Origin of the sequence: Flavobacterium lotistagni (assembly GCF_011392125.1) — a bacterium.
GTDB classification, from domain to species: domain Bacteria; phylum Bacteroidota; class Bacteroidia; order Flavobacteriales; family Flavobacteriaceae; genus Flavobacterium; species Flavobacterium lotistagni.
The window spans coordinates 186,425-199,592 of the sequence record NZ_JAAJBU010000004.1 but is presented as its reverse complement, the minus strand read 5'-3'; the positions used below and the strand labels follow the sequence as shown (position 1 = coordinate 199,592).

The following is a 13,168-nucleotide window of genomic DNA, read 5'->3' as shown; positions in this document are numbered from 1 at the left end:
CGCTTCGCTGTAAGACTGTAAGATTTATAAAAACCGGTAAATTATCATTATCGGTTTTTTTAGTTATTGAAATATTGCCGGTCCCAAATCGCGACGTTGAAATTCTTGCCCATCATAAAAAAACCGTACATCAGCACGGCTATTACCGATTTGAAAGCAAACAAAAAGATAATGATGCTAGCCATCGGAACGGCTTTACTCAGGTTGGTTTCCGGTGTCAGAAAAGTAATTATCAAACTAATGATAAGGCAAAACCAAGTAAAACTCATCAGGCTTTCGACCGGTTTGACGAGCCATTTCCTAACCGGATTGATATCGTTTCCCCATTGGTGGATCAAATAATAGTAATCATTTCCGATAGGAGCGAAGAGCAACGGATCGTCGTAGCTCAATAATTGGAATGCCTTGCTCGGTGCCATAATCTTGAAGCCATGCAGTTGGGTTTGGTGCTGCTTTTCCAGCGCGTGGATTTTGCTAATGGCTTCTTCTGGAATGCCGGCTTTGAAAAACACACTGTCTAAAAACCTGAAGCGATAATCAATACAAACCCGACGAATCTGCGAAACGTGGTAAATTTTGTCGGTTTGCAACAAATCAGCGTTAAAAGCGTTTGAATCTGTTGAACTTTTAGATTCAAGTGTTTTTTTAATGCCATCGCGGGTCGTTTCATTTTCGTTCAGAATCCGGCTGACGGTTTCTAAAATATTCGTTTCCGATTGAAAGCGGCTGCGTTCTTTAAATAGTTCTTTCTCGATTATTCCTTTATTCTCGTTCATAGCAAATGAGTTTTCAAACCAATAACTATCAATAGATTGTAAAACTGAAATTATAAAAAACAAACGAAAAATAAAACCATTGCCTTGAAATTTAACCCTTTAACTAAAGTTAAAAAAAAGCCCCAAAAAGGGGCCATTATTCATTATTAATTATTCATTATTAATTATTTCAAGCTTCCCACCATATCTTCCGCTTTCACCCAAACATCAAAATCCTCAGCGGAAACATAGCCCAAACGAACCGCTTCTTCTTTCAAAGTAGTTCCGTTTTTATGTGCGGTTTGCGCAATCTCAGCCGATTTGTAGTAACCAATCTTGGTGTTCAAAGCCGTCACAAGCATCAACGAATTATCGACCAATTCTTTGATTCGTTTGTAATTCGGTTCGATACCGACCGCGCAGTGTTCTTCAAATGACAAACAAGCATCGCCTAATAGTCGCGCTGATTGCAGGAAATTGGCTGCCATCACCGGTTTGAAAACATTCAGTTCGTAATGCCCTTGCATGCCACCAACAGAAATCGCTACGTCGTTACCCATGACTTGCGCGCACACCATAGTCAAAGCTTCACATTGTGTTGGGTTGACTTTTCCGGGCATGATTGACGAACCTGGCTCGTTTTCAGGAATCAAAATTTCACCAATTCCCGAACGTGGACCGGAAGCCAACATCCTGATATCGTTTGCAATTTTATTCAAAGAAACCGCTAGTTGCTTCAAAGCACCGTGGCTTTCCACAATCGCGTCGTGCGAGGCCAAAGCTTCAAATTTGTTGGGCGCCGTCACGAACGGATGACTGGTAAATTTTGCAATGTATTCAGCGACTTTTATGTCATAACCGGCTGGTGTGTTGAGCCCGGTTCCTACGGCAGTTCCGCCCAAAGCAAGTTCTGACAAGTGTGACAGTGTATTTTTCAAAGCCTTAATGCCATAATTCAACTGCGCCACATAACCGGAAAGTTCTTGCCCTAAAGTAAGCGGTGTCGCATCCATTAAGTGTGTGCGGCCGATTTTTACTACGTTGTTGAATTCGGTAGCTTTGGCTTGTAAAGTATCGCGGAGTTTTTCAACACCCGGAATTGTCGTTTCTACTACAGCTTTGTAGGCTGCGATGTGCATTCCGGTCGGGAACGTATCGTTAGAAGATTGTGATTTGTTTACATCGTCATTGGCTTTAATTACTGCTTCGCCTTCACCGATTTTAAAACCAGCCAAAACTTGCGCACGATTCGCAACGACTTCATTCACGTTCATGTTGCTTTGTGTGCCTGATCCGGTTTGCCAAATCACGAGCGGGAATTGGTCGTCGAGTTTTCCAGCCAAGATTTCGTCGCAAACTGCTGCAATCGCGTCGCGTTTTTCGGTGGGCAATACGCCCAAATCGCAGTTGGCATAAGCGGCGGCCTTTTTTAAATAAGCAAAACCTTCGATGATCTCCTTAGGCATAGAAGCCGATGGCCCGATTTTAAAATTGTTTCTAGAGCGTTCGGTTTGTGCGCCCCAATATTTGTCGGCAGGTACTTTTACCTCGCCCATGGTGTCTTTCTCGATTCTGAATTCCATTTTGTTGTATGTTGTAAGTTATATGTTCTATGTTTGGGCGTTGCCTTCGGCCGGGCCTTCCGCACTCGCTTTTGCTCCATTGCATTGTGCAAAGAGCTCAGACAAATGCTCCAACCCCTAACGCGGGATTCCGGTGATATACAGGACCCTAGCCCGGATTGAAGCAAAGTGCCATGCACTGCGAAAAGCCGGAAACAGCTCCTTAAAAACCAGCCCAAAAGTAAGGATAAATGTGATTTTATAAAAATTGATTTGGAATTAATTGCCTACAAAAAATAATAAAGTTACCTTTGGCTCATAATTCAAAAAATTCCGGAAAACATGTTTGAATTTTCACAGTACTTGGGCTTTTTATTGTTCCTCTGTATCTTGACGATGGGCTTCTGGCTCATGTTCTTCTTGGTAGGCTTCCTCCAGTATTGGGTTGGCGGCGCGCTATGGGAAAGATACAAAGCGAAAAAAGCACAAAGAGAAGCTGCTAATTAATTTTAGAGCACCAAAAAAGGGAACCAACGATCGGGTTCCCTTTTTTATTTCTGTCTCATAGTCTTACAATCCTACAATCCTAAAGCGCAGCGGTCGTAAAGTCCTACAGCGAAGCGGTCTCAAAGCGCAGCGGTCCAAAATCTAATATTCCTCACCGCCATCATCGGAACGCTTCGGTTGTTTCTCGCGCTCGTTCTTGGCTTTGTTGAAACGGTAAGTAAACGATAAAGTGATTTGTCTTTCGCGCCATTGCATTTGGCTGTCTGAATTCACCGTTGGCGTATTTTGCTCTGTAAGTCTTTTCCGCGAATTGAACACATCGCTCACGTTGAATGCGATCGTGCCTTTGTCTTTTAAAACATCTTTGCTCAAACCTAAGTTCATGCTCGCGTTGGCTTTGTTGCGGCCTTGTGCGGTTTTCTGCTCGGCGTTGTAGGTGCCGTTGGTTTGAAAATCAATCTTGTAAGGCAAAGTGATTTTGGAAGTCAATCGCGTGAACCAAGTAGACGAATTAAAATAAAAATCTACAGTTTCGATAGCGCCGTTGATTTTGGTGTAAGTATAACTTCCGTCGGTTTTATTGCTGAAATAGTTGAAGTTTCCGTTGAGTCGCCACCATTTGAAAGGCGTGTAATTCAGTGTGAACTCGAAACCGAATTTGTTGTCGGTTGCTAAGTTGAACGGCGTTCTGATAATTACCGGAATGCCATCAATCTCATCGCCGCGTTCTTTGGCGATGAACTGAAACGAATCAGTAGTGTGGTTGACGTAAAGCGAAGTATTTAAGGTGAGTTTCTTCCATTTCTTTAAAAAGCCCAAATCGTAAGCATCACTCAGCGCCGGATCTAAATCAGGGTTTCCTAAAAACAAGCTGGTATTGCTAGAATAAGACGAAAACGGATTAATGAAACGATCGCGCGGACGGTTGATTCTTCTGCTATAGTTTAAAGAAATATTAGTGGTTTCACTGATTTCGTAGGTCAGGAAAAGGCTAGGGAAGAAGTTGTTGTATTTCTTGGTGTTGTAATCTGCTGTAGCAAGTTGGTTGATTTCGATATTCGAGTCTTCAAAACGCAAACCGCCGAGTATTGAGAATTTCTTGATTTTGGTTCCCAATTGAACGTAAGCCGCATTGATATTTTCCTTGTATTCGAAGTTGTTGGTGAATAACGGATTATCTGTAAAAATACCGCTGTTGGTTCGGTCTTCGGCTACATTATAATCAGAACGCAAAGTGAGGTAACTGCCTCTGAAACCCAGTTCCAATTGACTGTTTTTCTTGAACGGCAACACATAATCGGATTGGATCAGATTTCTGCTTTGTTTTTGGTTATTGCTGGTTTTTTCCGAAGAAATGAATCTCGGAGTCGGCAGAATTCCGTTGCCGTAAATGTTCGAAGTTTCATTGTCGCGGTTCACTGAAAAAGCGCCATCGATGGTGAATTTGTGTCCGTCGCGTTTGAATTTCTTGATGAAGTTGGTCGTGTATTCTATGTCTTGGCTCGAGCGGTACAAGTCGTTATAACGTTGGCGCAGCTCGAACGGATTGTTGGAATAAATTGAATAAAACACGTCTTCAGGATTACCGCCTTTGTTTTTGCGAATCGAAAGTGCATTGGTCCAAGACGAAGTTTTGTCTAAATACAGTTCGATGCCAAAATTGGTGTTGAAACCTTCACGCGCTCTGTCGTTGTTGCGTCGTTCTTCGATGTAAGAAACGAAATTGCCGGCGGAATCATAATTGGTTTGGTCAATTTTGGTATTTCCCGGGCTGTTGCTTTTGTTGTAACCGAGCGAACCAAAAAAATTCGATTCCTTGCTTTTGATGTTGAAGTTGCCCGAAGCACCAGTATTTTCAGGCGAACCTGCCGAAACGATTACGCTGCCGTTGATGCCTTGGTTCTTGCCGCGTTTGAGGATAATGTTCAGAATGCCGCCGCCACCTTCCGCATCATAACGCGCTGATGGGTTGGTCACGACTTCTACTTTATCGATAGCATCGGCCGGAATTTGCCTTAAAGCTTCGGTAATATTGACAGAATTGGAAGGCTTGCCATCAATCAGAATCCTCACGTTGCTGTTGCCGCGCAGGTTGACGGTTCCGTCGGCATCGACGCTAACTGAAGGAATATTGTCTAAAACATCGCTCACCGTTCCGCCTTTGACCATTAAATCCTGGCCTACGCTGTAGACTTTTTTATCGAGTTTGATATCAATGCTGGTAGTTTGCGCACGCACTTCTACGGCTTTGAGTTGGGTAAAATCTTCATCGAGCGAAATCACGCCTAGCGATGTGTTTTCTTGATAATCTTTGGCCGCAATAACAAACGGTTTGAACGAAATGAATTCTGCTTTTGCCGAATAATTGCCCGGGCTTAATGCGATATCGAACTCGCCTTTATTGTTGGTGATTCCGCCACCAATGATTTTCGGGTTCTTGGTATTGGTGAAAGTAATTGTAGCGTATTCTAGCGGTTGTTTAGTAGTTTTCTCAATGATGGTTCCTGATATTTTGATTTTTCGACCCTCAGGTTTTTGAGCTAAAAGAAATAACGGAAAAAAGAGTAGAAGCAAGCTGTATTTGAAATCCGACATAAATGAAGTTTGAGAGCACAAAAATAGGTTTTGCGGCAAACCTGCTTTCACAAAGCTATGTTAAATGATGGTTAATGCTTTCTCGAAAGGTCGTGCAATGACTGCTTTTTCTCCGTTAATTATTATAGGCCTTTCAATGAGAATGGGATTTTTGGTTAAGATTTCAATGATTCTCTTCGGTGTCAATTTCTTGCCTTGGAATTTTTCAATCCATAAAGGCTCTTTTTGCCTAACCAACTCAATAGGTTTAATGCCTAGTTTGCGAATTAATTCTGAAAGTTCTTCAATTGTTGGAGGTGCTTCTATGTACTTGACGACTTGGAAGTTGTGGTTACCTTGCTCCAGAAAAGCCAAACATTCGCGCGATTTACTGCAGCGGGCATTGTGATAAATCGAAATCATTAAGAATTGTTTTTGCAAAGGAATCAAAAAATCACTTAAATTAGTCAAAAATCATTGAGCATGTTTATAGAGCAAGGTATCCGAAAGGAAAACAAATTCTGGAAGTATTTAGTGGGTTCAATATTAATTATTTTGGCTTCGGGCATCGGGCAAATTCCGTTGTTGGTGGCTTTGATGATGCAATCCTTCGCCAGCGGAAAAGGGTTGCCCACCGATCAGAATTCGATTATGGAAATGCTCGATTCTAATCTTGCCTTGTTCTTGATTTTGGTTTCGTTCCTTTTTGCCATTGGCGGAATTTACTTCGTTGTGAAATATTTGCACCAACAAACGATGATTGAAATTACAACAACGAGAAAAAAACTCGATTTCAAACGCATTGGTTTTGCATTTTTAATTTGGGCATCATTAACTATAGTGACCACAATTCTAGATTATTGGATGAGCCCGCAAGATTTCGTTATTACATTTCAACCGCAGCCTTTTTTAATCTTGTTGGTCATCGGCACGCTAATGATTCCGATACAAACCACCTGCGAAGAATTGGTTTTTCGGGGTTACCTAATGCAAGGATTCGGGAATTTGAGCTTAAATAAGTGGTTTCCTTTGTTAATGACTTCTACAATTTTTGGGCTGATGCACATCTTTAATCCTGAAATAGAAAAGATGGGTTATATTGTGCTGATATATTATATCGGCACCGGATTGTTTCTCGGCATCATCACGCTCATGGATGAAGGAATGGAACTTTCTTTGGGTTTTCATGCGGCCAACAATTTAATTGGTGCTTTGCTAGTTACGGCAGATTGGTCGGCTTTTCAAACCGCTTCGATACTAAAAGATGTTTCCGATCCGTCAGTAGCGATTGACACTTTTCTCCCGGTAATTATCATTTATCCGGCGTTGTTGTTTGTCTTTGGCAGAAAATACCGTTGGACGCATTGGAGAGAAAAACTTACAGGCGAAATTTCCACTAAACACTTAGAGCATCATGAGCACACCAACTTATCATAACGTACACAACAGCTTTAAACTGGACGGTTTTCATTTGAACCGCGAAGATTTGTGCCGCGTGGCGTACAGCTTTATCAAAGAAGGAGAAGATTTTGAGAAACCTGTCGGCAGTTTCATTCTCGATTGGTTTGATGATCGGCCTTATCTGGAAATGCCCACTTCAGGAACCACCGGAAAATCAAAAAACATCCGACTAGACAAACAAGCGATGGTCAATTCGGCTTTGGCCACAGGTGATTTTTTTGATTTGGCTCCGGGCGACAAAGTCTTGCAATGCCTTCCGGTAAAATATATTGCCGGAAAAATGATGCTCGTTCGCGGCTTTATTTTAGGTTTAGATATGGATTTGGTAGCGCCCAATTCGACGCCTTTACACAAAAATGAAACAGAGTATGATTTTGTCGCGATGGTGCCTTTGCAAGCGCAACAATCCATCAAACAACTCAAGCAAGTCAAGAAGATGATTATTGGTGGCGCCAAGTTGCACGAAAAACTTGAAAAGCAATTACTCAAATCACAGACGATTGCTTACGAAACCTATGGCATGACTGAAACCATCACGCATATCGCAGCCAAAAGAATAGGAGAGAAGGCTTTCACGGTTTTGCCCAATGTGACAATTTCGTATGACGATAACAATTGTTTGGTGATCCATGCGCCAAGAATTTCAGATGAAGTCATTCGCACCAACGATATCGTAGAGTTGGTCAACGAAAACCAATTTATCTTTTTAGGTCGTTTCGACAACGTAGTGAACAGCGGCGGCATCAAGTTGATTCCGGAACAAATCGAAGCCAAACTCAGTGGAAAAATCGAACAAAGGTTCATTCTGTCCGGAAAACCCGATCAAACCTTAGGTGAGAAATTAGTTCTGATTATTGAAGGCGAAAAACAGCCGATTGATGAAGCTGTTTTTGAATCTTTAGACAAGTACGAAAAGCCGAAAGAAGTACTGTTTGTGCCAAAATTCAAAGAAACTGAAAACGGAAAAATCATCAGAAAAGATACCTTAGCCTTGGTACTACAGCAAAAATAACCGCAGCTTCTAAATACAGAAACTGCGGTTGTAATTGAAACAGTACCTTTACTTTTCCATTTTGAAATAGTAATCTGCCGAATGTTTTCCGCCGCCATAGAACACAAAGAAAATACTGATGCCCAGAACTGCCGTAGCCATCATCAGATTATCTGGCTCCATTTGCCCCAAAAAATTAATCAGTACCGCACCAAGTAAAATCGGTAGTTGTGCAATAATGGCCCAACGCGTAAGTAAACCAAAAACAATCATCACACCGCCCATAATGTGAGCCGCTGCAATGTAATGGAAAGTTAGCATTCCGCCCATGAAGTTACTCACCGGAGCAATCAAATCTTCAAATTCGCGGCTGTGTGTAATAAACGAGGCACCTTTGTAAACTAGAAAAACGCCAAGTAAAATTCTTAGTGCGTCGAGCGCATAATTCGTGTGGGCATTGGCCCATTTGTTCAAACCTTTTACAGAAGTGTCCATAATAAATAAGTTTAGAATTTAGTCTAAGTTACTATTTATTAATGGAATACGTTTTTTTATTGCAAAACATTTGAACAATTTCATTCACTTTTGATACCCATTAGCGGCTGAGTATAGGAAGATACACTTGCCACGGACCCACTTCATTTTGGTATTGTTTGGCCATAACACGTGAAATTTGCGCGATATGTCCCAAATCGTGAACTACCCAAGTGGCGAGTAGTTCCTTCAAGGTAACTGTTCCGAGCGCTGGATGAATGCCCGTTTTGGCTAAATCATCATCAGTAAGATTTTTAGATTTAAGAATATTGATATTGGTACTTCGCAAACTTTGAAATTCTTCCATCAATGCTGTGAAAGTTTTTCCTTTGTTTGATTCGAATTGGGCAAAGCGATCAAAAGTCGCAAAGGTTCTCTCTGGCTGGTCCGAAAGAATAATGTCCATGCGAACTATCCAATCGGTTTTTTCACCATGAATCAAATGCCCTAAAACGTCATAAGGACTCCAACTTTCTTCGCCTTCATTATTGAAAATCCAAGAATCTTCCATACCGCTTAAAAGAAAATCTAAGGTTTTTGGCGTGCGTTCTAAAACGGTTATGGCTTGCGAAATATTAAAATCCATGATGGATAAAATTAGTTTTTCGAATTAATTGTGTTGACCAAGTTGGTAAAGAAATTTGGTCGTATTGATATCTTTGAAACCAAAGCTCTTCTTGACTTTGAACTTGGTTTTGGTGATTTGTGTTGAAACTGGAATTCTTTCAATTTTACCATCGATACTAACTTCTACTGGCATTTCAAAATCCTTTTCTTGGGCTTGCCATTGCAAAACAAGTTGGTTTTTCTTACCAAGATAAACTTTTAAAATAGGAAGTTCTTTATAATTTAAATACTCATCAAAAACCGGCTTAAGGTTTATTCCGGTTTCGCGATTGAAAAAATCAACAACTGTAGGCGTATCAATAATTTGGTGGCGAAAAGTTGTTGAATATTTTAAAATAATCTGCCACCATTTCTCGTCGTTATTAACAATATGTCTAATAGTATTAAGCATTAGCGCACCTTTATAATACATATCGCTAGAACCTTCATTACTAACACCGTATTGACCGATGATGGGTTTGTCGTTGTGGATGTTGCGTTTCAGCCCGTTAATGTACTGTTGCGCTTTGTCGTAACCGTATTGGCATTCCAGAAAAACACTTTCGCTGTAACAGGTAAATCCTTCATGGATCCACATATCGGCAATGTCTTTAGAAGTGATGCTGTTGCCGAACCATTCGTGGCCGCTTTCATGAATGATAATAAAGTCAAAAAGCAGCCCAACGCCAGTGCTAGATAAATCGTTGCCGAGATAACCATTTTGATATTTATTTCCGTAAGCCACAGCGCTTTGGTGCTCCATACCTAAATAATGCGTTTCTACCAATTTATATCCATCATTGGCAAACGGATAAGTGCCGAATTTGCTCTGGAAACAATCCATCATCGGTTTGACTTGCTCGAATTGCTTCCGTGCTTTAGCTTCATTTTGCCTGAGAACATAGTAGTCCAAATCAAGGCCATTATAGTTTTCTCCGAAATGAATATAATCGCCAATATTGACGGTAATATCATAACTATTAATCGGATTCTTGACTTCCCAATCCCAGCGAGTGTATCCGTTTTTCAGATCTTCTTTGCCTATGAAACGTCCGTTCGAAACTTCGGTTAAACCATTGGGAACGGCCACTTTGATCGTACAGCCGAAATCAGGTTCATCTGTTTGGGAATCTTTACAAGGAAACCACAAACTGGCGCCAGTACCTTGAACCGCTACGCCAATAAAATCCTTGCCCTTGGCGTCTTTTTCAAATACAAAACCGCCGTCCCAAGGAGCGCGCTTGGCAATGGTGGGTTTTCCGGAATAGTAAAAATGCAAAAGCTGCTGTGAACCTTTATTCAAGGTTTTCGGGAAATCGATAAAAACAGCGTCGAACTCCCTTTTGTAGTTGAGTCTCTTGGCATTGAGAACGATACTATCAATAGTCATGTTCTCAAAAAGATCGAGCTGAATTTTTGAAGTATTTTCAACTACTTGGAAAGTAACATCATTAAAACCATGAATAGATTTCTCTTTCGGATCAATTTTGATATTCAAATCATAGCGCAAAACATCAAAACAAGTTCTTTCCATACGCAAACCACCACGCAGAGAATCTTTTCGGGTAAAAGTTTCCTGCGCAAACATTTGAAAGCCGAGTAGTAATAAAATAAACAATCGGCCAATCCATAAAAAAGAAAACTTCCTCATCTCCATGATTTTTACAACTCCTACTAACTACTGACTACTATTTACTAATTACTAACTCACACCTGAATCACGCCCAAATTAAATTTTTTCTCAATAGGAGCATGGTTAGCCGCTTCAATACCCATCGAAATCCATGTTCGGGTTTCTATTGGATCGATAATCGCGTCGGTCCATAATCTGGCGGCAGCGTAATAGGGAGAAACTTGCGCATCATAACGCGCTTTAATTTTATCAAACAATTCTTGCTCTTTTTCTTGATCAACGACTTCGCCTTTGGCTTTGAGTGCTGAAGCCTCGATTTGCATAAGTACTTTCGCGGCTTGCGTTCCGCCCATCACAGCCAATTCGGCACTTGGCCATGCGAAAATTAATCTTGGGTCGTACGCTTTACCGCACATGGCGTAATTTCCGGCACCGTAAGAATTTCCGATAATCACCGTGAATTTTGGCACTACCGAATTGGAAACAGCATTGACCATTTTCGCTCCGTCTTTAATGATACCGCCATGCTCGCTTTTTGAGCCCACCATAAAACCGGTCACGTCTTGCAGAAATACCAATGGAATTTTCTTCTGGTTACAATTCGCAATAAAACGAGTAGCCTTGTCTGCTGAATCTGAATAAATCGCGCCGCCAAATTGCATTTCGCCTTTAGCTGTTTTGACTACTTTGCGTTGGTTAGCAACGATGCCTACAGCCCAACCATCAATTCTGGCGTAAGCAGTAATCAGTGTTTTGCCGTAATCGGGTTTGTATTCATCCCACTCGGAATGGTCTACCAAACGCTTAATAATATCATACATGTCGTATTGGTCTGCACGCGATTTGGGCAAAATACCATAGAGTTCTTTTTCATCTAATTCAGGTTTCTCAGCCTTTTCGCGATTGAACCCGGCTTTGTCATAATCGCCAATTTTGCCTACGATATTTTTGATTCGGTCTAGTGCGTCTTTATCGTCTTTGGCTTTGTAATCGGTTACGCCCGAAATGGAACAATGCGTTGTGGCTCCGCCCAAAGTTTCATTGTCAATGGTTTCTCCGATAGCGGCTTTCACCAAATAGCTTCCGGCCAAGAAAATGCTTCCGGTCTTGTCGACAATCATAGCTTCATCGCTCATAATTGGCAAATAAGCGCCACCGGCAACACAACTTCCCATCACAGCCGCAATTTGGGTAATGCCCATACTCGACATGACTGCATTGTTGCGAAAAATGCGTCCGAAGTGCTCCTTGTCGGGAAAAATCTCGTCTTGCATTGGAAGATATACACCTGCCGAATCGACCAGATAAATAATCGGCAAACGGTTCTCGATGGCAATCTCCTGCGCACGTAAATTTTTCTTGCCAGTAATGGGAAACCACGCGCCGGCCTTTACAGTAGCGTCATTGGCCACAACAATACACTGTTTTCCTTTAATATAACCGATTTTAACTACAACGCCACCTGAAGGGCAACCACCGTGTTCGGCATACATTCCATCGCCAACGAAGGCACCGATTTCGATGCTTTTGGCTTTCGGGTCGAGCAAATAATCAATGCGTTCGCGAGCAGTCATTTTGCCTTCGGCGTGCAATTTTTCGATTCTTTTTTCGCCGCCGCCCAGTTTCACTTTGGCAAATTTTTGTTTGAGCTCTGATAGTAAAAGTTTGTTGTAATCTTCGTTTTTATTGAAGTTAAGATCCATGGGAAAGCTTGAGTTTATTGTCGCGCTAAAATACGAAAACGTTTGAATTATGGGCAGCACCTGAAAAAACTAATGTAAAAATAACTTTAAGAAAATGTTAACTACATAACAACTTCTTGTTGCTAAATTAATATTAAGTTAACATTGACCGCTTACTTTTGCCGCGTATTTTAATCACTATGTCATGACATTAAACAACGTGTTTCAGTTTTTGGTTCCGAAAGATAAAAAGTTCTTTCCATTGTTCGAACAAGCTTCAGAGAAGTTAATCCTTTTGGCCGAAACCCTTCACGAGGCAGTGAATGCTCCGAAAGAAGAACGCGAAGACTATTATAAAAAAATAGCCGATCTTGAGGTGACCATTGAGGAGATTACACACAAAACACATTTAGAACTGAGTCGAAACTTTATCACGCCATTCGACCGCGAAGACATTCACGCACTGGTGAAATCAATTGATAACGTAGCGGATTTCATGCACGGTGCAGCCAGTAGAATGCGTTTGTACCAAGTAGAAAAGATTACCAAATCCATTCGCAAACTGACTGAAATTAACCTTGAAGCTTGTCAATTGATTGGCATGGGTATTCGTGAGCTTAAAGTCATGAACAACAAAGCGATTAAAGAAGCTTGCAAACGCATCAACAAACTAGAAAGTAAAGCTGATGATGTTTTTGACAAAGCCGTTGCTGATATTTTCGAAAACGAAACCGATGTGAAAAACATCATTAAATACAAAGAAGTATTGTCTGCACTCGAATCTGCGTCAGACAAGTGTAAAAGTGTTTCCAACGTGATGGAGCAAATCTCAGTGAAACATTCATAAAAATCCCTCAAACTCT

General features: G+C 41.2%; 12 protein-coding genes. 4 read left to right on the top strand and 8 right to left on the bottom strand.

All coding sequences use genetic code 11. The features are described from left to right. Positions 1 to 59: 59 nt before the first annotated feature. Both G4D82_RS06890 and fumC read right to left on the bottom strand, forming a co-directional pair. Positions 60 to 776: a hypothetical protein gene (locus tag G4D82_RS06890; protein WP_166335941.1), complete on the bottom strand. Its 717-nt coding sequence runs from the start codon at positions 774 to 776 to the stop codon at positions 60 to 62. A gap of 164 nt (positions 777 to 940) precedes the next feature. Next, positions 941 to 2,338, bottom strand: a complete 1,398-nt coding sequence (fumC, locus tag G4D82_RS06885) for a class II fumarate hydratase (protein ID WP_166335939.1) — start codon at positions 2,336 to 2,338, stop codon at positions 941 to 943. Positions 2,339 to 2,659: 321 nt separating this feature from the next. Here fumC and G4D82_RS06880 point away from each other — a divergent pair, with 321 nt between their 5' ends. Beyond that, positions 2,660 to 2,824, top strand: a complete 165-nt coding sequence (locus G4D82_RS06880) for a hypothetical protein (protein ID WP_166335937.1) — start codon at positions 2,660 to 2,662, stop codon at positions 2,822 to 2,824. Positions 2,825 to 2,965: 141 nt separating this feature from the next. Here G4D82_RS06880 and G4D82_RS06875 read toward each other — a convergent pair whose 3' ends face one another. Beyond that, positions 2,966 to 5,419: an outer membrane beta-barrel family protein gene (locus G4D82_RS06875; RefSeq protein WP_166335935.1), complete on the bottom strand. Its 2,454-nt coding sequence runs from the start codon at positions 5,417 to 5,419 to the stop codon at positions 2,966 to 2,968. A gap of 60 nt (positions 5,420 to 5,479) precedes the next feature. Then, the gene (locus G4D82_RS06870; protein WP_166335933.1) at positions 5,480 to 5,821 is read right to left on the bottom strand and encodes an arsenate reductase family protein; all 342 of its coding nucleotides are present in this window, start codon (positions 5,819 to 5,821) and stop codon (positions 5,480 to 5,482) included. A gap of 60 nt (positions 5,822 to 5,881) precedes the next feature. Between G4D82_RS06870 and G4D82_RS06865 the strand changes: the two genes are divergently transcribed. Both G4D82_RS06865 and G4D82_RS06860 read left to right on the top strand, forming a co-directional pair. Continuing rightward, positions 5,882 to 6,835, top strand: a complete 954-nt coding sequence (locus G4D82_RS06865) for a CPBP family intramembrane glutamic endopeptidase (RefSeq protein ID WP_166335931.1) — start codon at positions 5,882 to 5,884, stop codon at positions 6,833 to 6,835. Continuing rightward, positions 6,813 to 7,871 carry an AMP-binding protein gene (locus G4D82_RS06860; RefSeq protein ID WP_166335929.1) on the top strand — a complete coding sequence of 353 codons (1,059 nt, stop codon included), beginning with the start codon at positions 6,813 to 6,815 and terminating at the stop codon, positions 7,869 to 7,871. The genes G4D82_RS06865 and G4D82_RS06860 overlap by 23 nt, the downstream gene beginning before the upstream one ends. A gap of 48 nt (positions 7,872 to 7,919) precedes the next feature. On the opposite strand, the gene G4D82_RS06855 is transcribed toward G4D82_RS06860, so the two are convergent. From G4D82_RS06855 to G4D82_RS06840, 4 genes are all read right to left on the bottom strand, one after another. Further along, complete coding sequence (locus G4D82_RS06855) at positions 7,920 to 8,345, bottom strand: DoxX family protein (RefSeq protein WP_166335927.1); 426 nt, start codon at positions 8,343 to 8,345, stop codon at positions 7,920 to 7,922. A gap of 100 nt (positions 8,346 to 8,445) precedes the next feature. Further along, positions 8,446 to 8,970 (bottom strand): DinB family protein, encoded by a 525-nt coding sequence (locus G4D82_RS06850; protein WP_166335925.1) that lies wholly within the window; start codon positions 8,968 to 8,970, stop codon positions 8,446 to 8,448. A 24-nt stretch (positions 8,971 to 8,994) separates the two neighbouring features. Next, the gene (locus G4D82_RS06845) at positions 8,995 to 10,641 is read right to left on the bottom strand and encodes a M1 family metallopeptidase (RefSeq protein ID WP_166335923.1); all 1,647 of its coding nucleotides are present in this window, start codon (positions 10,639 to 10,641) and stop codon (positions 8,995 to 8,997) included. A gap of 56 nt (positions 10,642 to 10,697) precedes the next feature. After that, positions 10,698 to 12,326 carry an acyl-CoA carboxylase subunit beta gene (locus G4D82_RS06840; RefSeq protein ID WP_166335921.1) on the bottom strand — a complete coding sequence of 543 codons (1,629 nt, stop codon included), beginning with the start codon at positions 12,324 to 12,326 and terminating at the stop codon, positions 10,698 to 10,700. A gap of 184 nt (positions 12,327 to 12,510) precedes the next feature. Here G4D82_RS06840 and G4D82_RS06835 point away from each other — a divergent pair, with 184 nt between their 5' ends. Beyond that, a complete protein-coding gene (locus G4D82_RS06835; RefSeq protein ID WP_166335919.1) occupies positions 12,511 to 13,152 on the top strand; it encodes a DUF47 domain-containing protein in 642 nt (213 codons plus the stop codon). The last annotated feature ends 16 nt before the right edge of the window (positions 13,153 to 13,168 follow it).

What these genes read in the sequence shown, in the direction of transcription:
- G4D82_RS06860 (WP_166335929.1), top strand. Translation starts at nt 6,813, where the DNA reads ATGAGCACACCAACTTATCATAACGTACACAACAGCTTTAAACTGGAC.
- G4D82_RS06845 (WP_166335923.1), bottom strand. Translation starts at nt 10,641, where the DNA reads ATGAGGAAGTTTTCTTTTTTATGGATTGGCCGATTGTTTATTTTATTA.
- G4D82_RS06865 (WP_166335931.1), top strand. Translation starts at nt 5,882, where the DNA reads ATGTTTATAGAGCAAGGTATCCGAAAGGAAAACAAATTCTGGAAGTAT.
- G4D82_RS06875 (WP_166335935.1), bottom strand. Translation starts at nt 5,419, where the DNA reads ATGTCGGATTTCAAATACAGCTTGCTTCTACTCTTTTTTCCGTTATTT.
- G4D82_RS06890 (WP_166335941.1), bottom strand. Translation starts at nt 776, where the DNA reads ATGAACGAGAATAAAGGAATAATCGAGAAAGAACTATTTAAAGAACGC.
- G4D82_RS06870 (WP_166335933.1), bottom strand. Translation starts at nt 5,821, where the DNA reads ATGATTTCGATTTATCACAATGCCCGCTGCAGTAAATCGCGCGAATGT.
- fumC (WP_166335939.1), bottom strand. Translation starts at nt 2,338, where the DNA reads ATGGAATTCAGAATCGAGAAAGACACCATGGGCGAGGTAAAAGTACCT.
- G4D82_RS06880 (WP_166335937.1), top strand. Translation starts at nt 2,660, where the DNA reads ATGTTTGAATTTTCACAGTACTTGGGCTTTTTATTGTTCCTCTGTATC.
- G4D82_RS06855 (WP_166335927.1), bottom strand. Translation starts at nt 8,345, where the DNA reads ATGGACACTTCTGTAAAAGGTTTGAACAAATGGGCCAATGCCCACACG.
- G4D82_RS06840 (WP_166335921.1), bottom strand. Translation starts at nt 12,326, where the DNA reads ATGGATCTTAACTTCAATAAAAACGAAGATTACAACAAACTTTTACTA.
- G4D82_RS06835 (WP_166335919.1), top strand. Translation starts at nt 12,511, where the DNA reads ATGACATTAAACAACGTGTTTCAGTTTTTGGTTCCGAAAGATAAAAAG.
- G4D82_RS06850 (WP_166335925.1), bottom strand. Translation starts at nt 8,970, where the DNA reads ATGGATTTTAATATTTCGCAAGCCATAACCGTTTTAGAACGCACGCCA.